General features: G+C 58.8%; 12 protein-coding genes. 8 read left to right on the forward strand and 4 right to left on the reverse strand.

Translation table 11 applies throughout. The annotated features are described in order from the left end of the window. Nucleotides 1–192: 192 nt before the first annotated feature. Nucleotides 193–987 (forward strand): hypothetical protein, encoded by a 795-nt coding sequence (locus tag V1278_RS30595; RefSeq protein WP_334383319.1) that lies wholly within the window; start codon nt 193–195, stop codon nt 985–987. 1,686 nt (nt 988–2,673) lie between these two features. After that, the gene (locus tag V1278_RS30600; RefSeq protein ID WP_334383320.1) at nt 2,674–2,973 is read left to right on the forward strand and encodes a hypothetical protein; all 300 of its coding nucleotides are present in this window, start codon (nt 2,674–2,676) and stop codon (nt 2,971–2,973) included. A gap of 696 nt (nt 2,974–3,669) precedes the next feature. On the opposite strand, the gene V1278_RS30605 is transcribed toward V1278_RS30600, so the two are convergent. Continuing rightward, a complete protein-coding gene (locus V1278_RS30605) occupies nt 3,670–4,029 on the reverse strand; it encodes an NUDIX domain-containing protein (protein WP_334367583.1) in 360 nt (119 codons plus the stop codon). Nucleotides 4,030–4,326: 297 nt separating this feature from the next. Between V1278_RS30605 and V1278_RS30610 the strand changes: the two genes are divergently transcribed. After that, nucleotides 4,327–5,460 carry a M20 family metallopeptidase gene (locus tag V1278_RS30610; RefSeq protein ID WP_334367582.1) on the forward strand — a complete coding sequence of 378 codons (1,134 nt, stop codon included), beginning with the start codon at nt 4,327–4,329 and terminating at the stop codon, nt 5,458–5,460. A 1,087-nt stretch (nt 5,461–6,547) separates the two neighbouring features. On the opposite strand, the gene V1278_RS30615 is transcribed toward V1278_RS30610, so the two are convergent. Beyond that, a complete protein-coding gene (locus tag V1278_RS30615) occupies nt 6,548–7,459 on the reverse strand; it encodes a LysR family transcriptional regulator (RefSeq protein WP_334383321.1) in 912 nt (303 codons plus the stop codon). Nucleotides 7,460–7,575: 116 nt separating this feature from the next. On the opposite strand from V1278_RS30615, the gene V1278_RS30620 reads away from it, so the two are divergent. From V1278_RS30620 to V1278_RS30630, 3 genes are all read left to right on the forward strand, one after another. Beyond that, nucleotides 7,576–8,508 carry a ring-cleaving dioxygenase gene (locus V1278_RS30620; RefSeq protein ID WP_334383322.1) on the forward strand — a complete coding sequence of 311 codons (933 nt, stop codon included), beginning with the start codon at nt 7,576–7,578 and terminating at the stop codon, nt 8,506–8,508. Continuing rightward, nucleotides 8,508–9,173, forward strand: coding sequence for an alpha/beta hydrolase (locus tag V1278_RS30625; protein ID WP_334383323.1), 666 nt, complete (start codon nt 8,508–8,510; stop codon nt 9,171–9,173). The genes V1278_RS30620 and V1278_RS30625 overlap by 1 nt, the downstream gene beginning before the upstream one ends. A 296-nt stretch (nt 9,174–9,469) precedes the next feature. Further along, the gene (locus tag V1278_RS30630) at nt 9,470–10,108 is read left to right on the forward strand and encodes a hydrolase (protein WP_334383324.1); all 639 of its coding nucleotides are present in this window, start codon (nt 9,470–9,472) and stop codon (nt 10,106–10,108) included. Nucleotides 10,109–10,312: 204 nt separating this feature from the next. Here the strand turns inward: V1278_RS30630 and V1278_RS30635 are convergent, their stop codons facing one another. Continuing rightward, a complete protein-coding gene (locus V1278_RS30635) occupies nt 10,313–10,543 on the reverse strand; it encodes a DUF2798 domain-containing protein (protein ID WP_334383325.1) in 231 nt (76 codons plus the stop codon). A gap of 300 nt (nt 10,544–10,843) precedes the next feature. On the opposite strand from V1278_RS30635, the gene V1278_RS30640 reads away from it, so the two are divergent. Next, nucleotides 10,844–11,470, forward strand: a complete 627-nt coding sequence (locus V1278_RS30640; protein WP_334383326.1) for a tyrosine-type recombinase/integrase — start codon at nt 10,844–10,846, stop codon at nt 11,468–11,470. 181 nt (nt 11,471–11,651) lie between these two features. Here the strand turns inward: V1278_RS30640 and V1278_RS30645 are convergent, their stop codons facing one another. Next, the gene (locus tag V1278_RS30645; protein ID WP_334383327.1) at nt 11,652–13,067 is read right to left on the reverse strand and encodes a cytochrome P450; all 1,416 of its coding nucleotides are present in this window, start codon (nt 13,065–13,067) and stop codon (nt 11,652–11,654) included. Between the two features lie 526 nt (nt 13,068–13,593). Here V1278_RS30645 and V1278_RS30650 point away from each other — a divergent pair. Then, complete coding sequence (locus V1278_RS30650) at nt 13,594–13,818, forward strand: hypothetical protein (RefSeq protein WP_334383328.1); 225 nt, start codon at nt 13,594–13,596, stop codon at nt 13,816–13,818. Nucleotides 13,819–13,984: the final 166 nt, after the last annotated feature.

Here is a 13,984-nt window from a genome sequence, read left to right on the forward strand (position 1 = left end):
TCTCGGTTGCGTTAAAAACGCCGGTACAGTCTGGGGTCAGTTGGTAAAAATGACGACGTGACGTGCAGTTGCATGCTCATCCACGGGAAGCTTCGTAGGCTCAAAACCGTCCCGTCGAATGTTAGTTCGTCGTAGCGCAGATGCGCGGATCGCTCTCAGGCGGGTGCCATTGCATTTGACACGGAGCACCAAATGGTTTCGCTGGACAACAAGTTCGCGGAAGGGCAGATCGAGAGCTGTCTTTCGAACCTGCTAAGCGAAGCGGGAGTGAGTCCTTCGGCCCCGCCGACCACCATGAAGACGTCTCGCGCCCCGCGGGCAACGAGTCATCGATCGGCGAGTCGGCGCTATGTGGTTTTCGTCGGCTCTCTGGTGGCAGCATCCATTGGTGGCGCTGCTTGGTGGTGGTCGTCCTCCGCTCATACAGCGATGATAGCCCCCTCGGACCCAGCACCTCTGACACAGGCCGCCCCAGGAGCCGTCGTGCCTAAAGACGCCGCGCCGACTGCCGTCGCCCTGTCTTCCGACTTGGCGCAGCAACTCCAACCGATGACGCGCGATCTCGCTGCCTTGAGGCAAGCGGTCGAACAGCTCAATGTGAGGCAAGAACAATTGGTCCGCGACAATGAAAATATCGCGAGCCAACTCAAGGCTAGCCAGGAAGAAATGGCACGCAACAACAGTATCATCGAGCAGATCAAAGCGACCCAGATCCAGATGGCGCGCGAAAGCCAGACGCTCACCGAGCGGCTCAACGCAAGCGAGGAACAACTCGCCCGCGTCATCGCCAACGCTTCAGAGCCAACGGTGATGCCTGCAGAGCCAAAGGTGAGCCCCGAACAGCCAAGGGTAATGCCCGAGATACCACTGCCGCGTCCGCGGCAGTCGGCCAATGTCGCCCAGGCGCAAAAGCCGTCGCCAACCCCGGCCCGGCCGCAAGCCAATAAACCGCAATCGCCATTGGCATGGCCGTGGTCAGTGCCCTAATGCCGTCTACCTTGCTTCCTGCGACGTGATGAGAGGTAGCGCTAGCATTGTAGCTCGTCGCATGACATCGGCATCTCCCATCGAGCGCGTGATTGCGCCGGCAGATGCAGAGCGAGTTGCGGCCGCTCGAAGGCAGAGGAGTGTCAATCTACCGGCTTGTGGTAGAGAGAGGCCCGGAGGCGCGACCTGGCAGGGGCTCGAGCACTGGCTCAGGCGAGGAGCCGTCGTACAATGGCCGTGCGCACGAGCCAGCGATTGTGCTTAATAACTGCGCCGGTCAGCGGGTCTACGGTTTCTTGAGTGGGACAGCCTCATCGAATTCCCGCTTGGGCTTCGACCAACCCCAGTAGCCGCCCTTCCCTGCCCGAACATGAGCGGCCCGGCGCGCTCGCGTCGATGCTATCCAGGACTGCCAGCGGGGGCGCGTAGAGCGAATAACGTGATCCCGACCGTCTTCCAATTAGGCGGCTCGGCGCGCGACGTTCCCGGACGACACAAGCCGGGCTCCTCACCACTGAGGGTCATCCCCTAAAATGGCTAATTCAAGCTGGGTCCGATTCTTGGCAGAATTTGGCACTTGCCGCGAACAGAAGATCCTGCTGGGGGCGCCTTTTCCAGACATATGAACACAGACTGTCGCGAACGAGAAGGAATAGCGTGGTGGGGCCGGTGTGGTGTTGGCGTAATCGGCGTTGTGTGGGCGTAAGAGGTGCAACATGGAACAGCCATTTGAAGTGCGTATGCACAGCCTTCTCCAAATCTCGACCGATCTTCACAACCGCATGGCTGAAATTCAGAAACTCAGAGAGATGGTACGATCAGCGGAGGCCGCAGGGCCCGGCCAAGAGCCGACCCGTCCAGCAATCGTCGCGCCGGTGAGCTGTTCGCACTTCGCGAACTGATGCAGGATGCCCCGGCTATTCCATTCCCTCAAGCTCGCGAACATCCCATAGCGAAACCGCCAGGATGATGAGCGATGGCGTCCACGCGAGCATGGCTCCAAATGCTATGGCTTGCAAAGTGGTCATGGATCGTTCCCCAAATTCCAACCCGCGACCATTGGAGTTGACAGCTCAAATCTTGACTTGTCGATGCCGATATTCAGGCATTTATGCGATCCGAACAGTTTTCCACCAGGCGCCACTCTCCTGCTAATGGTGTGCGATGCAGCGGGAACAGAAGATTACTCTCGGCGAGATGCGCGAGTCCGGCGTGTTCGGCGTCGTCCTGCAGTGACTACCATTGCAGCCACTTCACTCGCCTGCCCGCCGACCGCTGGCCTGATCATGTGCGGCTCTCTGATATCGAACCTCAGTTCGTCTGTCAGGTTTGCGGCAAGGGGCGCCGACGTCAGGCCAGACTTCCCGAGTGCCCGCAAGCAGGCCAAAGCAATAAGCGTGCTCTGAAGGTTCCAGAATTAACCCCCGCAGCGAACATCAAGCTTAACGCTCGAGTTTCATTGCGGCCGATCAAAACAGGTCTAGCGTGGCCGCGGGTCGCGCAGAGATGGCGATAGCCCCGCTGCGCACTGCGCGATTAGGGGCCGCCCCGCGCCCTCGTGGCGGCCCCGCCCCCATTTTGAAAAAGTCTTTTCCGTGCCCTGGTCCGCCTCGTGTGAGGATCGATCCTATACCGCTTCCGAATGGCCGCCGGCTCCTCACCTTGCGGGATGCTGCCAGCTACATCATGGAGCTGCCGAAGGCCGAGCACTCGGCGCCGGAATGGCAAGCCGCCATGGAGGCGCTGATCCTCGTTGCAGAGAGAGGCGGCCCCACGATGTTGGCCCGGATCGGCGTCATGCGGGCGATGAACCGTCACGTCGAACGGGTCATTAATCCCGATCGCAAAAGTCACCATTGGGGCAAGCGTAAGCTGAAGAGGGATCAATGGCCGTTTTTCTCTACGTCAACACCAGCAAGCAGGTCGGCGACCTTGAGCACATCAAGGTGGTTCGCCAATGTGGATGCCGCGGAAAAAATGGTTTGAGGAAAACGACCCCGAGGGCGTCGCGTTTGCGTATGAGGTTCTGGAATGAACCGCATTGGCCGCAGCCAATGGGGGCTTTCTAATTGAGCCACTAACCGGGAACAAAGCCCGGTCGGGAAAATTAAGCAGTTTGCTATGAAGGAAACTTTACGGCCCCAGCGCGCGCGGCGCCGGGGTCGTTTTTTGGGGTGGCGGCGCGCCTCTATCTATTGCCCCGGGGTGCACATTCACCCTCATCGGCCCCAGCGTTTCTTCCCCGAGGCGCTGGGGCCGTTTCACTCCGAAAACGAAAAGCCCGGCAACCGGCCGGGCGATCCGCAATATCCGTGATCTTACTTCGGTGGTTGTTGCCCGGCTGGTGGCGTCGTTGGCGCCGGTGTCTCACCCCCGAACCAGCCGCCAGTCCAACCTATCAGCCCAAGAACAACGATAACGGCCGCGACAACACCGGCAATGATCCGATTGTCGATGTCCCGTTGCCTCCATGTTTGCTGGCTGCATCCACGATAACGCATCATGCAGAAGTCGTTCCGAGTAAGGCGTGCAAGGTTTTAACTGACTTGACGGCTTGCGCTTGGCGCGGCTGCCGTGATCAGCTCGATCGGAAGATAAGGCCGGCCAGCGTGAACCGGCGGGAGCTTGGATCCGAGCAGAGCAAAGGAACGATATTCCCGGCGCCAATGTTAAGCCGTGCACTTAAGACAACGAGGAGCCGCCATGATGATCCGCTTTGCTTGCTTTGGGGCCTTCTGGGTCCCAGTCATCTTGAATTGCCCACACGTGCACGACCTTGCCACCTGGTAGTTTAGCACTGCCAAGCGGAATGGCTTGGCCGGCCGGACAATGCCCGGTCTCTTCTTCGAACTCACGCTGCGCAGCCGAACGCGTGGACTCGCCAGGTGCGATCAGGCCTTTCGGAATGGTCCAGGCACCCTGATCCTTACGGCTCCAAAACGGACCGCCCGGGTGCCCGAGCAAGACTTGAACGTCCTTGTCCTTTTGGCGGAACAGCAAGAGGCCTGCACTGTGTATTTTGGAAGAGGCACGGACAGCCATCGACGCAAACCGTGGGAAACTGGAACATTCGCATTCGCTAGGGTCAACTCCCGACCAGGCGCGATTTCCCGTCTATAAAAAGCCCACTTGGTGAACCGACCAATCATGGGTTGAGGCCTGCGCGCGCCCTCCAAGCAGCATCATGACTCACCCCGTAAGGTGGGCCGGTGACAATGCGGGAACCCTCTGCTCCACGACACGCACCTTGAACCGTACTCGAACGGATACACCGGCGGAGTCTGGCGTGCAGAGGCGTTGATGGTACAATCGCATCAAGCGGAGGCCTGTGACGTAACCATGCCGATTGATCCCATCGAACTTTCACGCGAACTCATTGCCTTCAATACAATCAACCCGCCAGGTAATGAGCTAAGTTGCATTCGTCACTTGGAAAGAATCCTTGCTGGCGCTGGATTGGAAACCTCGCTCCATACCTTCGCTCCAGACCGCGCAAATTTGATCGCAAGAATTGGCGGGGTCGGCAGCAAGCCTCCGCTGTGCTTCACCGGTCATGTCGATACGGTTCCGCTTGGAAATGCGCCATGGACCGTCGATGCGTTTGCCGGCGAGATCATTGACGGGAAGATGTATGGCCGCGGCTCGACGGATATGAAATGCGGCGTAGCAGCTTTCGTCGCGGCCATCGGTAACATGACCGAGCAGTTAGAAGGCACCAGCGGCGCGCTTCTCGTTATCACCGCGGGAGAAGAAATCGGCTGCGAGGGCGCATTCCATCTCGCGCGCGCTGGTAATCTCGGACGTGCGGGCGCAATCGTCGTGGCGGAGCCCACCTCAAATGCAGCCCTGGTCGGACACAAGGGCGCGCTCTGGCTCCGATTGATCCTCAAGGGCATCACCGCCCATGGATCGATGCCTCATCTCGGCGTCAACGCCGCCTACAAAGCCGCGCGCGTGCTCACGGCTCTGGAAACTTTTCAGTTCAACGTAGCGCCACATCCTTATCTGGGATCGCCGACGCTCAATGTCGGCACCGTTCACGCCGGCCTCAATGTCAATTCTGTGCCCGATCGCGCGGAAATCGGTATCGATATCCGTAGCATTCCAGGACTGGATCACTCACGCATTCAGGAGCATTTGAAGGCGGAGCTTGGAGACGACATTTCGCTGGAGCCCACGGTCGACGTCGGCGCTGTCTGGACCGATCCGTCCTCGCCTTGGATAGAGGACGTGTACGAGATCGTCCGTGGTGTCACTGGTGAAGACGCCGGCTCCGAACCCCGAACGGCGCCCTATTTTACGGACGCTTCAGCCTTGACCCCCGCCTTCGGCAATCCTCCGACCGTCATCTTAGGCCCAGGCGAAGCAGCGAAGGCTCATCAAACAGATGAATATTGTTCGGTTCAACGCATTCGCGACGCGGCGGATATCTACTCGCGGCTTGCTGCACGATGGTCCGGAAGGTCCGACTAGGCAGAGAGCCGCCGCGGACACTTCCAATTTTCCGCCCATTAATGGACTGAAAGGCTCGGCAAATATTCTAGGACCTTCGTTTACAATTCTGCGAGGGCTTACGACAAACGAAGCGATGTTTCGCGGTACGATGCAACGATCCTAGAGGGAACGGGCTCCCGATCAAAGACGTCCCGCCTCACGCGTCCCGGAGTCGGCTTTATTTCCGGCGCGCGGTACCGCAAATTGTCTCTTACTCACACTTGCCGCAATACGCAAATCAGATGTTATGACATAAGCCGGCCAATGGCCGAGACGACGACTGAGACTGCGCCTGGTTTTGCCTCAACAGCAGACATCGCACTGCGTGACAGCCACTTCCAGTTTGGCCACAAGGCGACATTCAGACGGCCTAACCAGGTTCGCTTTTTCCCTAGAAGCAGACATCACGGTTGCCATAGCCCGCGTCCTCCAAGAGTCGATGCAGATATTCAGGCTGGCCTTATCGGTCGCAAGCAACGAACGGCCGCTTTGCGCCAGAAGCGGAATGTCCGCTTTGCGCCAGAAGAGGTCGTTCGCCAGAGGGCAGCTTATGACCCACACCGAGGCGTTTGACAGTTCAGGTCGGATTCTGTTGGGCGACTGGTACTTCGCTTCAAATTGCCGCCGCTAAGGCGCCCGCGGCTATGTCGAAGATGGTGGCTGACTGTGAAGTACTTTATATCCTGTGTTCTCGGCCCAGGCTAAGATTGGGTAAGGCTTCTTACTTTGAAGGAGGCATCCGATGCTCGCGACAATCAAATGGAACTCCCGATACAACGTTCGCGAATGGATGATGATGGCTGGAGCTCTCGTCGTCCAACTCAGCGCACTGAATGCGTTACGACAGAGGGGTGAAAGCAAACCAAGGCGGCCACTCTGGAAACACTTCGACGACACCCATCATTGGGACTCAACCGCGGAGGAATGGGTGCCCAACGTTGATCAGTGATCGTGCAAGGTGTTAGGCGTCCCGAAGGCCAGATTCCAAGACTTCAAGATCCTCTCGCTGACGGGCCAGTCGAGGGTTTGCGGTCGCGTACCTAGGCTCGTTCGATCGGATGATGGATCATGGTTCTACTAGATCCCCTGGTGGCTGGCTCGCGAAGCGTTCGACCAGAAAATCGATGAAAAGTCGCACCTTGACTGCCAAGTGCCGCGTCGGTGGATAGATCGCGTAAAGGTGCAGTGGCGGTGCCTGATATCCTTCGAGGAATCTCTGTAGCGCGCCTTCGCGCAGGGCATCGCCGGCGATGAAGGTCGGCAGCAACGCAACGCCCCTGCCCGCGATCGCGGCGTCGCGCAGCACCTCGGCGTTGTTGGCGCACAGCGTCCATTCCGGCTGAACCCAGTGGTCCCCATCGGGGCCAGTCAATTTCCACTGATTGCCGGTCAGCAGAAAGCCATAGGTCAGCAGCGCGTGACTCCGCAATTCGTTGGGATGTTTCGGCGTGCCATACTGCTCAAGATAATCCGGCGCCGCGCAGATTGCCCGATCGATCGCCAGGATCTTGCGCGCAATCAGGCTCGACGATTCAAGATCAGCGATGCGCAAGGTGACGTCATAACCACCCTGCACCGGATCGATCTGCTCGTCGCTGAGCACAAGGTGAATACGGAGCTCTGGATAAAGCGCCATGAAATCCGCGACGGCCGGGCCAAGCTGGAGCGTGCCGAAGGACATCGGCGCATTGACGCGCAACAGGCCGCGCGGCGTCGCCTGCAACTGCGCGACGGCGTGATCGGCCGCGTCGAGGTCGGTAAGAATCACGAGTGCGCGCTCGAAATAGGCCTGGCCGTTTTCGTTCGGGCTGGCGTGCCGGGTGGTGCGGTTCAGGAGTTGTACGCCGAGGTCCTGCTCAAGATCGCTGACATACTTGCTGATCGCTGAGCGCGAGAGCCTGAGTTGCCGACCGGCTTGTGAGAAACTACCGAATTCGACCACTTTGACGAAGGCGCGGAGGCTGTTGAGCTTATCCATGATTGTCATCAAATCATAGACAGTCATGTCATGAAAGACCGGATTGTCTTTGAATTAGCCTACGCCAATTATCCCTGTAACGGAGGCCGGGCGCTTCCTAATCCAGGAGAAAGACCTTGTCAGGCATCCATCATGTCACCGCCATCGCAGGTAACGCCCTGCGAAACTTCGACTTTTACACCCGGTCGCTCGGTCTCCGCTTCGTCAAGAAGACCGTCAATTTCGACGACCCCGGTACCTATCACTTCTACTACGGCGACGAGACCGGCCATCCCGGCACAATCCTCACCTTCTTCCCGTGGGAAGGCGCAGCGGCAGGCCGCGGCGGTGTCGGCCAGACCCAGCAGACCGCGTTCCGCGTGCCGGCTCGCTCGCTCGGCTATTGGACGCACCGTTTCATTGAAAAGGGCATCGCCCACGAGGCACTGGAGAAGCGCTTTGGCGAAGCCGTGCTGCCCTTCACCGATCCGGACGGCATGAGCCTCGCACTAGTCGGCGTCCCCGGCGCCGAGAACGAGGCCGGCTGGAGCAACGGTGACGTGCCGGGGGAACATGCGATCCGCGGTTTTCATGGAGTCACGCTGCTGCTTGAGAATGCCGCCAAGACCAGTTCGATCCTGACCGACGTGTTCGGCTTCAAGGAAACCGTCCGCGAAGGCTCAATCATCCGTCTCACGGCGGACAATGCCGCCGGTGGCATCGTTGACATCTATGAGGCAAAGGGTTTCCTGCCCGGACGCCAAGGCGCCGGCTCGGTGCATCACGTCGCCTTCCGCGCCGTCGACGACGCCGACCAGGCCGAGATGTCGCGCAAGCTCGTGGAGACCCACGGCCAGCATCCGACTGAACAGAAGGACCGCAACTACTTCCGTTCGGTCTATTTCCGCGAACCCGGCGGCATTCTGCTCGAAATTGCCACCGACATCCCCGGCTTTGCCGTCGACGAGCCTGTCGAGTCGCTCGGCGAACATCTCAAGCTGCCGGCGTTCCTCGAGCCGCACCGCAACGACATCGAAGGAGTATTACCGCCATTGGAAAGGGCTGCGTAATGAGCAACGACCTCACCTTTATTCACCGCCTTGAGCCGGGTAACCGGCTAGAGGCACCGCCTCTCCTGCTCCTGCACGGCACCGGCGGCGACGAAAACGATCTGCTGCCTCTCGGTCGGGCCGTCGCGCCCGCCGCACCGCTGCTGTCAGTGCGCGGTCAGGTTCTGGAGCAGGGCATGCCGCGCTTCTTCCGCCGGCTGGCCGAAGGCGTGTTCGACGAAGACGACGTGCGCCGCCGCGCCAACGAACTGGCGGATTTCGTTGTCGCCGCGCGTAGTCGCTACGGCCTCGCGGCGCCGATCGCACTCGGCTACTCCAACGGCGCCAACATCGCCGCCGCGGTCGTGCTGCTGCGCCCGGACGTGCTCGCGGGCGCCATCCTGCTCCGGGCAATGGTGCCGTTGCGCCAAGCGCCGACGACCGATCTCGCCGGCAAGCCTGTACTGATCGTGTCGGGGAAATCGGATCCGATCATTCCGCGCGACAACTCGGCACGTCTCGCCACAATGCTGCAGCAGGCCGGCGCCGAGGTGCAGCACCGTACGCTGCCAGTCGGACATCAGCTTTCGCAGGCTGATCTCACCCTGGCAAAGGCATGGGTACAAGGTCTACGACACTTCTCGGTCCGGCGTGATCCTGAAAAGCCTGTTGCGGCGTCCGGCTAGGAAAATCGATGGCTGAGATGTCCAACCGACGCCGATATGGGGACCCCGTTGCCCACTGAACGACGCACCGCTGCTTGCCACACGTTGTTCGTCGCTTCCCACTCGCAAGAAATCTGCGTAAGCACCGCGTAAGCAAAAAGATGCACGTAGAGCGCCACCCTCCGAAGGTGGAGGTCAGGTTCGAATCGTGTCGGGTGCGCTGGAGAGGATGAAACTGGAACCGCTATGCGATTGTGTCTGATATAGGTTTAAATCATCAGTGACGACCGCTTCACTTCGACTCGAAGGAGAAAAACGTGGCAAAGACCCAGCCCGAGCCCGTCCGCGACCCCAAGGCCGATCATCTACTGACCCCGCAAAACTGCGTTCTGGTTCTGATCGACTACCAGCCTGAGCAATATTCGACCGTGACCTCATCCTCCCGTGAGGAGATCACCCTCAATGTGGTTGCGCTGTGCAAACTCGCGCAAGCCTACAATATCCCCGTGGTGCTCTCGACGGTCGCAGTGGACATGGGCGTGAACGAAGGCACGATTCCGGCGATCCGCGAGGCTCTGCCGGGAGTGGAAGAGATCGACCGCACGGGCGTCAATGCCTGGGAGGACGAGGACTTCCGCAAGGCCGTCCAAGGCACGGGGCGGCGCAAGGTGGTCATCGCCGCGCTTTGGACCGAGGTCTGCCTGGCCTTTCCGACCCTCGACATGCTGGCCGAAGGCTACGAGGTCTATCCGGTTGCCGACGCTGTGGGCGGCATCTCGCCCACCGCACACGAGCGCGCGTTTGACCGAATGATTAAGGCGGGGGCAAAACCCATCACTGCGATCTCCTTCGGCTGCGAGATCATGCGCAACTGGGCGCGCGGAGATTCCGACAATCTGCGACACGTCATGCGGTGGTATTTCCCCGAGCATCGCCGTCTGCACAAATCAGCTTGAGGGACGCGGAGGTTGTGCCGCGGGCATATGGAAAAGGTGGCGCTCCGCAGGGAATCGAACCCCTATTTCGGCCGGACGGCATGAAAACGGACGATGCATGTCCAAGGACGGCATGAAAAAGCACGACTCCATGTCGAAGGACAGCATGAAGAAGTAGGCGCAGTAGTTAGAGAGAGGCAGGCTCGGCCGTATGAAGCGAGCCTGCTACTCTTCCGTAGTCACGGCATGGGCCAAGCGTCGGATGGCGGGCGCTGCCAACAGCACGACCGGTAGCATCAGAAGCCAAGAGAACAGCCATGCTTGCAGCCAATGCAGAACGAAATTACCAGACGCCATGAGCGGAAAACTGGCGATCGCCGCCGCGATCCCACAGGTCAATCCCGACTGAATAAATCCATAGACAAAGTGGCTGTAGCGGCGCGGGATTCTGAACATGCGACCCTCGACAAGGACTGTTCCTTGTGAGGAAAGCAAAAGGCATGCCCAACATCGAGGTGTTTCGGGGAATGGATTACTACATCCGGCCAAGGCGACCCGACGCGAGAAACTTGAACTGAAGTAAGCGGCTTCGCTATTGAGCAGGTCGGGGGCGGCTGTTTGCGTACGAACGGCCGCTTTTGCGCCAAAACCTGTCGTCCTGAAATCGTAGCTGGGTGATATCAAGACGCACTCGTCGCTATAATACCGTGCTCGCTATTGAGCGACGCGGCCGGGCGGGTTGGCGGAGAACCCGCCATGCATGTTCGTCCTGTTTGCAAAAGCCGTCCAATACCATGGAATAAGGGGTTGCTCGTCGGCCAGAAAAAGCCTCTTCAGCCCAAGCACGTTTGGTCGATTCGCGTTCGATTGGAGGTCGCCCAGATGTGGCGAGATCTTTCCCTGTTCAATCTGGCGATCGATAGCAAACTTCGCGCGTGTGATTTGGTCAAACTGCGTGTCGACGAAATATGTTCTGGCGCTAGGGTCCGAGTTCGAGCGACGGTCGTTCAAAAGAAGACAGGCCGACCCGTACAATTCGAGATTACGGAGCAGACAAGGACTTCCTTGGAGATCTGGTTACGATCGATCCGGACGACCGGCTCTCGATATCTCTTCCCCAGCAGACTGCATGCAAACCCTCACCTATCCACCCGACAATATTCTCGACTGGTGCACCGCTGGGTTGATAGCATGGGTTTGGAATCAATCTCCTATGGTACCCATTCGATGCGGCGTACGAAGGCCACTCAGATCTACCGCAAGAGAGGCAACCTTCGCGCCATTCAACTCCTCCTCGGCCATACGAAGCTGGAGAGCACCGTCCGATATCTAGGAGTTGAGGTGGATGACGCTCTAAATATTGCTGAGCAAATCGAGCTCTGATTGTCGACCACCGGCAGCACGAGCGGTGGTCGCTTCCGCGCCAAGACCGGACGCACCGGTCCGGCGCATTTGTAGCAAGTTCTCGAAGCACGTCCCCATGGTCACAATTCAACCTATCGGTCGCAGCTTTCGCAAGCTCTACTGGCACGTCGAAGGAGCAATCAACGCCGCTCGATCCCCGTCAATTTAGCATCCGTAGGCGCAGCGGCACGGAACTCGGCTTCATGGTAAAGGAAAAGATCTCACGAACCTCGCTCGGGTCGCCGACGAACTCGATCGAAAAGTTTCGTGACAGCATAGAAAGCACCATCCGAATCTCACGTATGGCGAGCGACCTTCCCGGGCAGACTCGAGGGCCTCCACCGAACTGGGTAAAGGCCTGACGGGAGGAAGTCCCCTCGGCTCGGCGCGACCATCGGCTAGGCTCGAACGCCTGGGCGTTGGTGAAGTACTTGTCATCCATCATAGCTGGCCGCGCGCAAAGAAATACCTGCGTACCCGCGGGCAATAAGATGCCATCTAGAACGAAGTCTCGATTTGTTTCTAGACCAAGCAGCGGGGTAACTGGCTTGAAGCGCATAGCCTCAAAGGCGACCCCATCGAAAAGCGTCAACTTTGCTGTTGTTTCGTAATCCGGAGCGATTGCGGCTTCGCCAAGCGTTTCCTTGGCCTCACCCCGAAGCAAGGCCTGCAGGTCGGACCGTTGCGAGAGAAAATATAAGGTCCACGCCAGCGCATGCGCCGTGGTGTCTTCGCCAGCAAGAAGGAGCGTCAATACGTTCGCATAGACGTCTCTATCCGTAATGCCAGAGTTTGGCTCAGCCGCGGCGCTCAACATCGATTGCAGCAAATTCTTTGGAACACCGGACTGAGCTTTCAGGTCCGCGTGAGCGCGGTTAATTATATTCTGGATGTGCGCTCGAATTTCCCCGAGCGACCGTTCTAGTTTTCGATCGCTCGGCAATCTCACGTATTGCCAGTAAGGCACCGGACTGAAGATTCGAGAGGTAAGCTTAGGAAAAATCACTCCAAGATGCCGTTGGACTGCATCCTCTTCATGTTCAAGTGTGTTGACATCCTGACCGAAGGATAAGCTCGAAGTTACATCGACGGTGTACCGGGTGAGATCCTCAACGACGTCTGTGACCCCGCCGATTTTCGCGACGCGTTCCCATCGGCTGCGCAGCCGCCCTGTGATCGTGCGGAGTGTCGGAAAGAACTCTGGCAGCTGGTTTGGAGCGAGTGCCTGGAGGATCAAGTTGCGTTGTCGAAACCAAGCCGCTCCTTCGACCGAAAATAGGCCGTTCAGACCCAATTCGTCGGCAACTGTCTGAATGGTCGATAGCCGCCGAAACGCCTCTGGTCTCTCGTGCAAAACAATGTCAGCGAGCTTGGGGTCTGAAGTAACCAAAACCAACTTTGAAAACATGCGAAAGGTGAAGGACTGTCCAAGCTCTGCTTCCCAGCTCTCAATGCGTCTATGCAACTCTTCAAAATTGAGTAATTGATGAAAATTGCCGACTAACGGCAGCCCGCGCGGTGACGGGAGATCCTCAAGGCGCCTAACAGAATCCGTCTCGGGTGAAGCTATCGCCAAGGTACCCTCCTCCGTTGCGCGCTCGACTATATTAGACCGTTGCAACGTGGGAAGATCGGAGCTGAGTTGGCTTCCGTGCTTCCCTGCCCTTACACAAGGGCCGCCAGGTCAGTCGAGGTGCAGTTCGAACTAGTGTCACTGTTCCCCGTTCTGAGCGCCCGATGGCGCGTTGGGGAAGCTCTATGGAAGTTGAGACATCGGCCCCTTAGAAGGCACTGTAGCTCTTAGTAAGCTGCTCATTTGTGAGCTGACTCACACGGTTCTTCTCTCGGCTGTCCGCTTTGCGCCAAAAGCGGAAGTCATGGGACGTCACTCCGGAAGTCCGGAGGTACGCTCGTAGAGCCGGCTGACGAGATGGAACAGGAGCCGCCGGATTGTGCGAAGGGAAGATAGCCCAGCTCGTCGAGGCTGAACGTGAACGGAAGCCGGGCCTTCTGTTCACGGTGAATTCAGTTTCGTCGGCTAACGTGATCTCACGGCCACCAGAGGTGGCCGGTTTCCAGCCCCTAAGCTGAAAGGATACCACATGCTCAAGAATATATCTGTTCCGGTTCTTGTTGCATCGCTCCTCGCCGGATCTGCAGCAATTGCTGCCGGTAGCGCCGTAGCTCACGATACCAAGTCTTCTGTGGACGCAAAGGCGCAGGCGGCAGTAGACCAGCCGGTCGCGCTGGGTAACTCCGAGATGTCGGCCGCCAAGAAGGCCGCGAAGAAGACGAAGAAGACCAAGAAGACAAAGAAGGAGATGTAGGTCCTCGCGCTTGCGGGAGGTGCGCGATGACGCGGCTGAAGCGGCATCGCGCACCGCGTCGGCAATGGGTTTGTCACGCCAGAGCCCTGCCCGGCGCCGCACCGCTGAAGCCGATCCCGCTTAATCCGCAACGGGACAGGGCTGGACCGCCGAAAAGGGGCAAGCC

This window comes from Bradyrhizobium sp. AZCC 1577 (genome assembly GCF_036924575.1).
In the GTDB taxonomy this organism is placed as follows: Bacteria; Pseudomonadota; Alphaproteobacteria; order Rhizobiales; family Xanthobacteraceae; genus Bradyrhizobium.

Coding starts and splice junctions, on each gene's coding strand:
- V1278_RS30595 (WP_334383319.1), top strand. CDS start 193: ATGGTTTCGCTGGACAACAAGTTCGCGGAAGGGCAGATCGAGAGCTGT.
- V1278_RS30600 (WP_334383320.1), top strand. CDS start 2,674: ATGGAGCTGCCGAAGGCCGAGCACTCGGCGCCGGAATGGCAAGCCGCC.
- V1278_RS30605 (WP_334367583.1), bottom strand. CDS start 4,029: ATGGCTGTCCGTGCCTCTTCCAAAATACACAGTGCAGGCCTCTTGCTG.
- V1278_RS30610 (WP_334367582.1), top strand. CDS start 4,327: ATGCCGATTGATCCCATCGAACTTTCACGCGAACTCATTGCCTTCAAT.
- V1278_RS30615 (WP_334383321.1), bottom strand. CDS start 7,459: ATGGATAAGCTCAACAGCCTCCGCGCCTTCGTCAAAGTGGTCGAATTC.
- V1278_RS30625 (WP_334383323.1), top strand. CDS start 8,508: ATGAGCAACGACCTCACCTTTATTCACCGCCTTGAGCCGGGTAACCGG.
- V1278_RS30635 (WP_334383325.1), bottom strand. CDS start 10,543: ATGTTCAGAATCCCGCGCCGCTACAGCCACTTTGTCTATGGATTTATT.
- V1278_RS30640 (WP_334383326.1), top strand. CDS start 10,844: ATGCATGTTCGTCCTGTTTGCAAAAGCCGTCCAATACCATGGAATAAG.
- V1278_RS30650 (WP_334383328.1), top strand. CDS start 13,594: ATGCTCAAGAATATATCTGTTCCGGTTCTTGTTGCATCGCTCCTCGCC.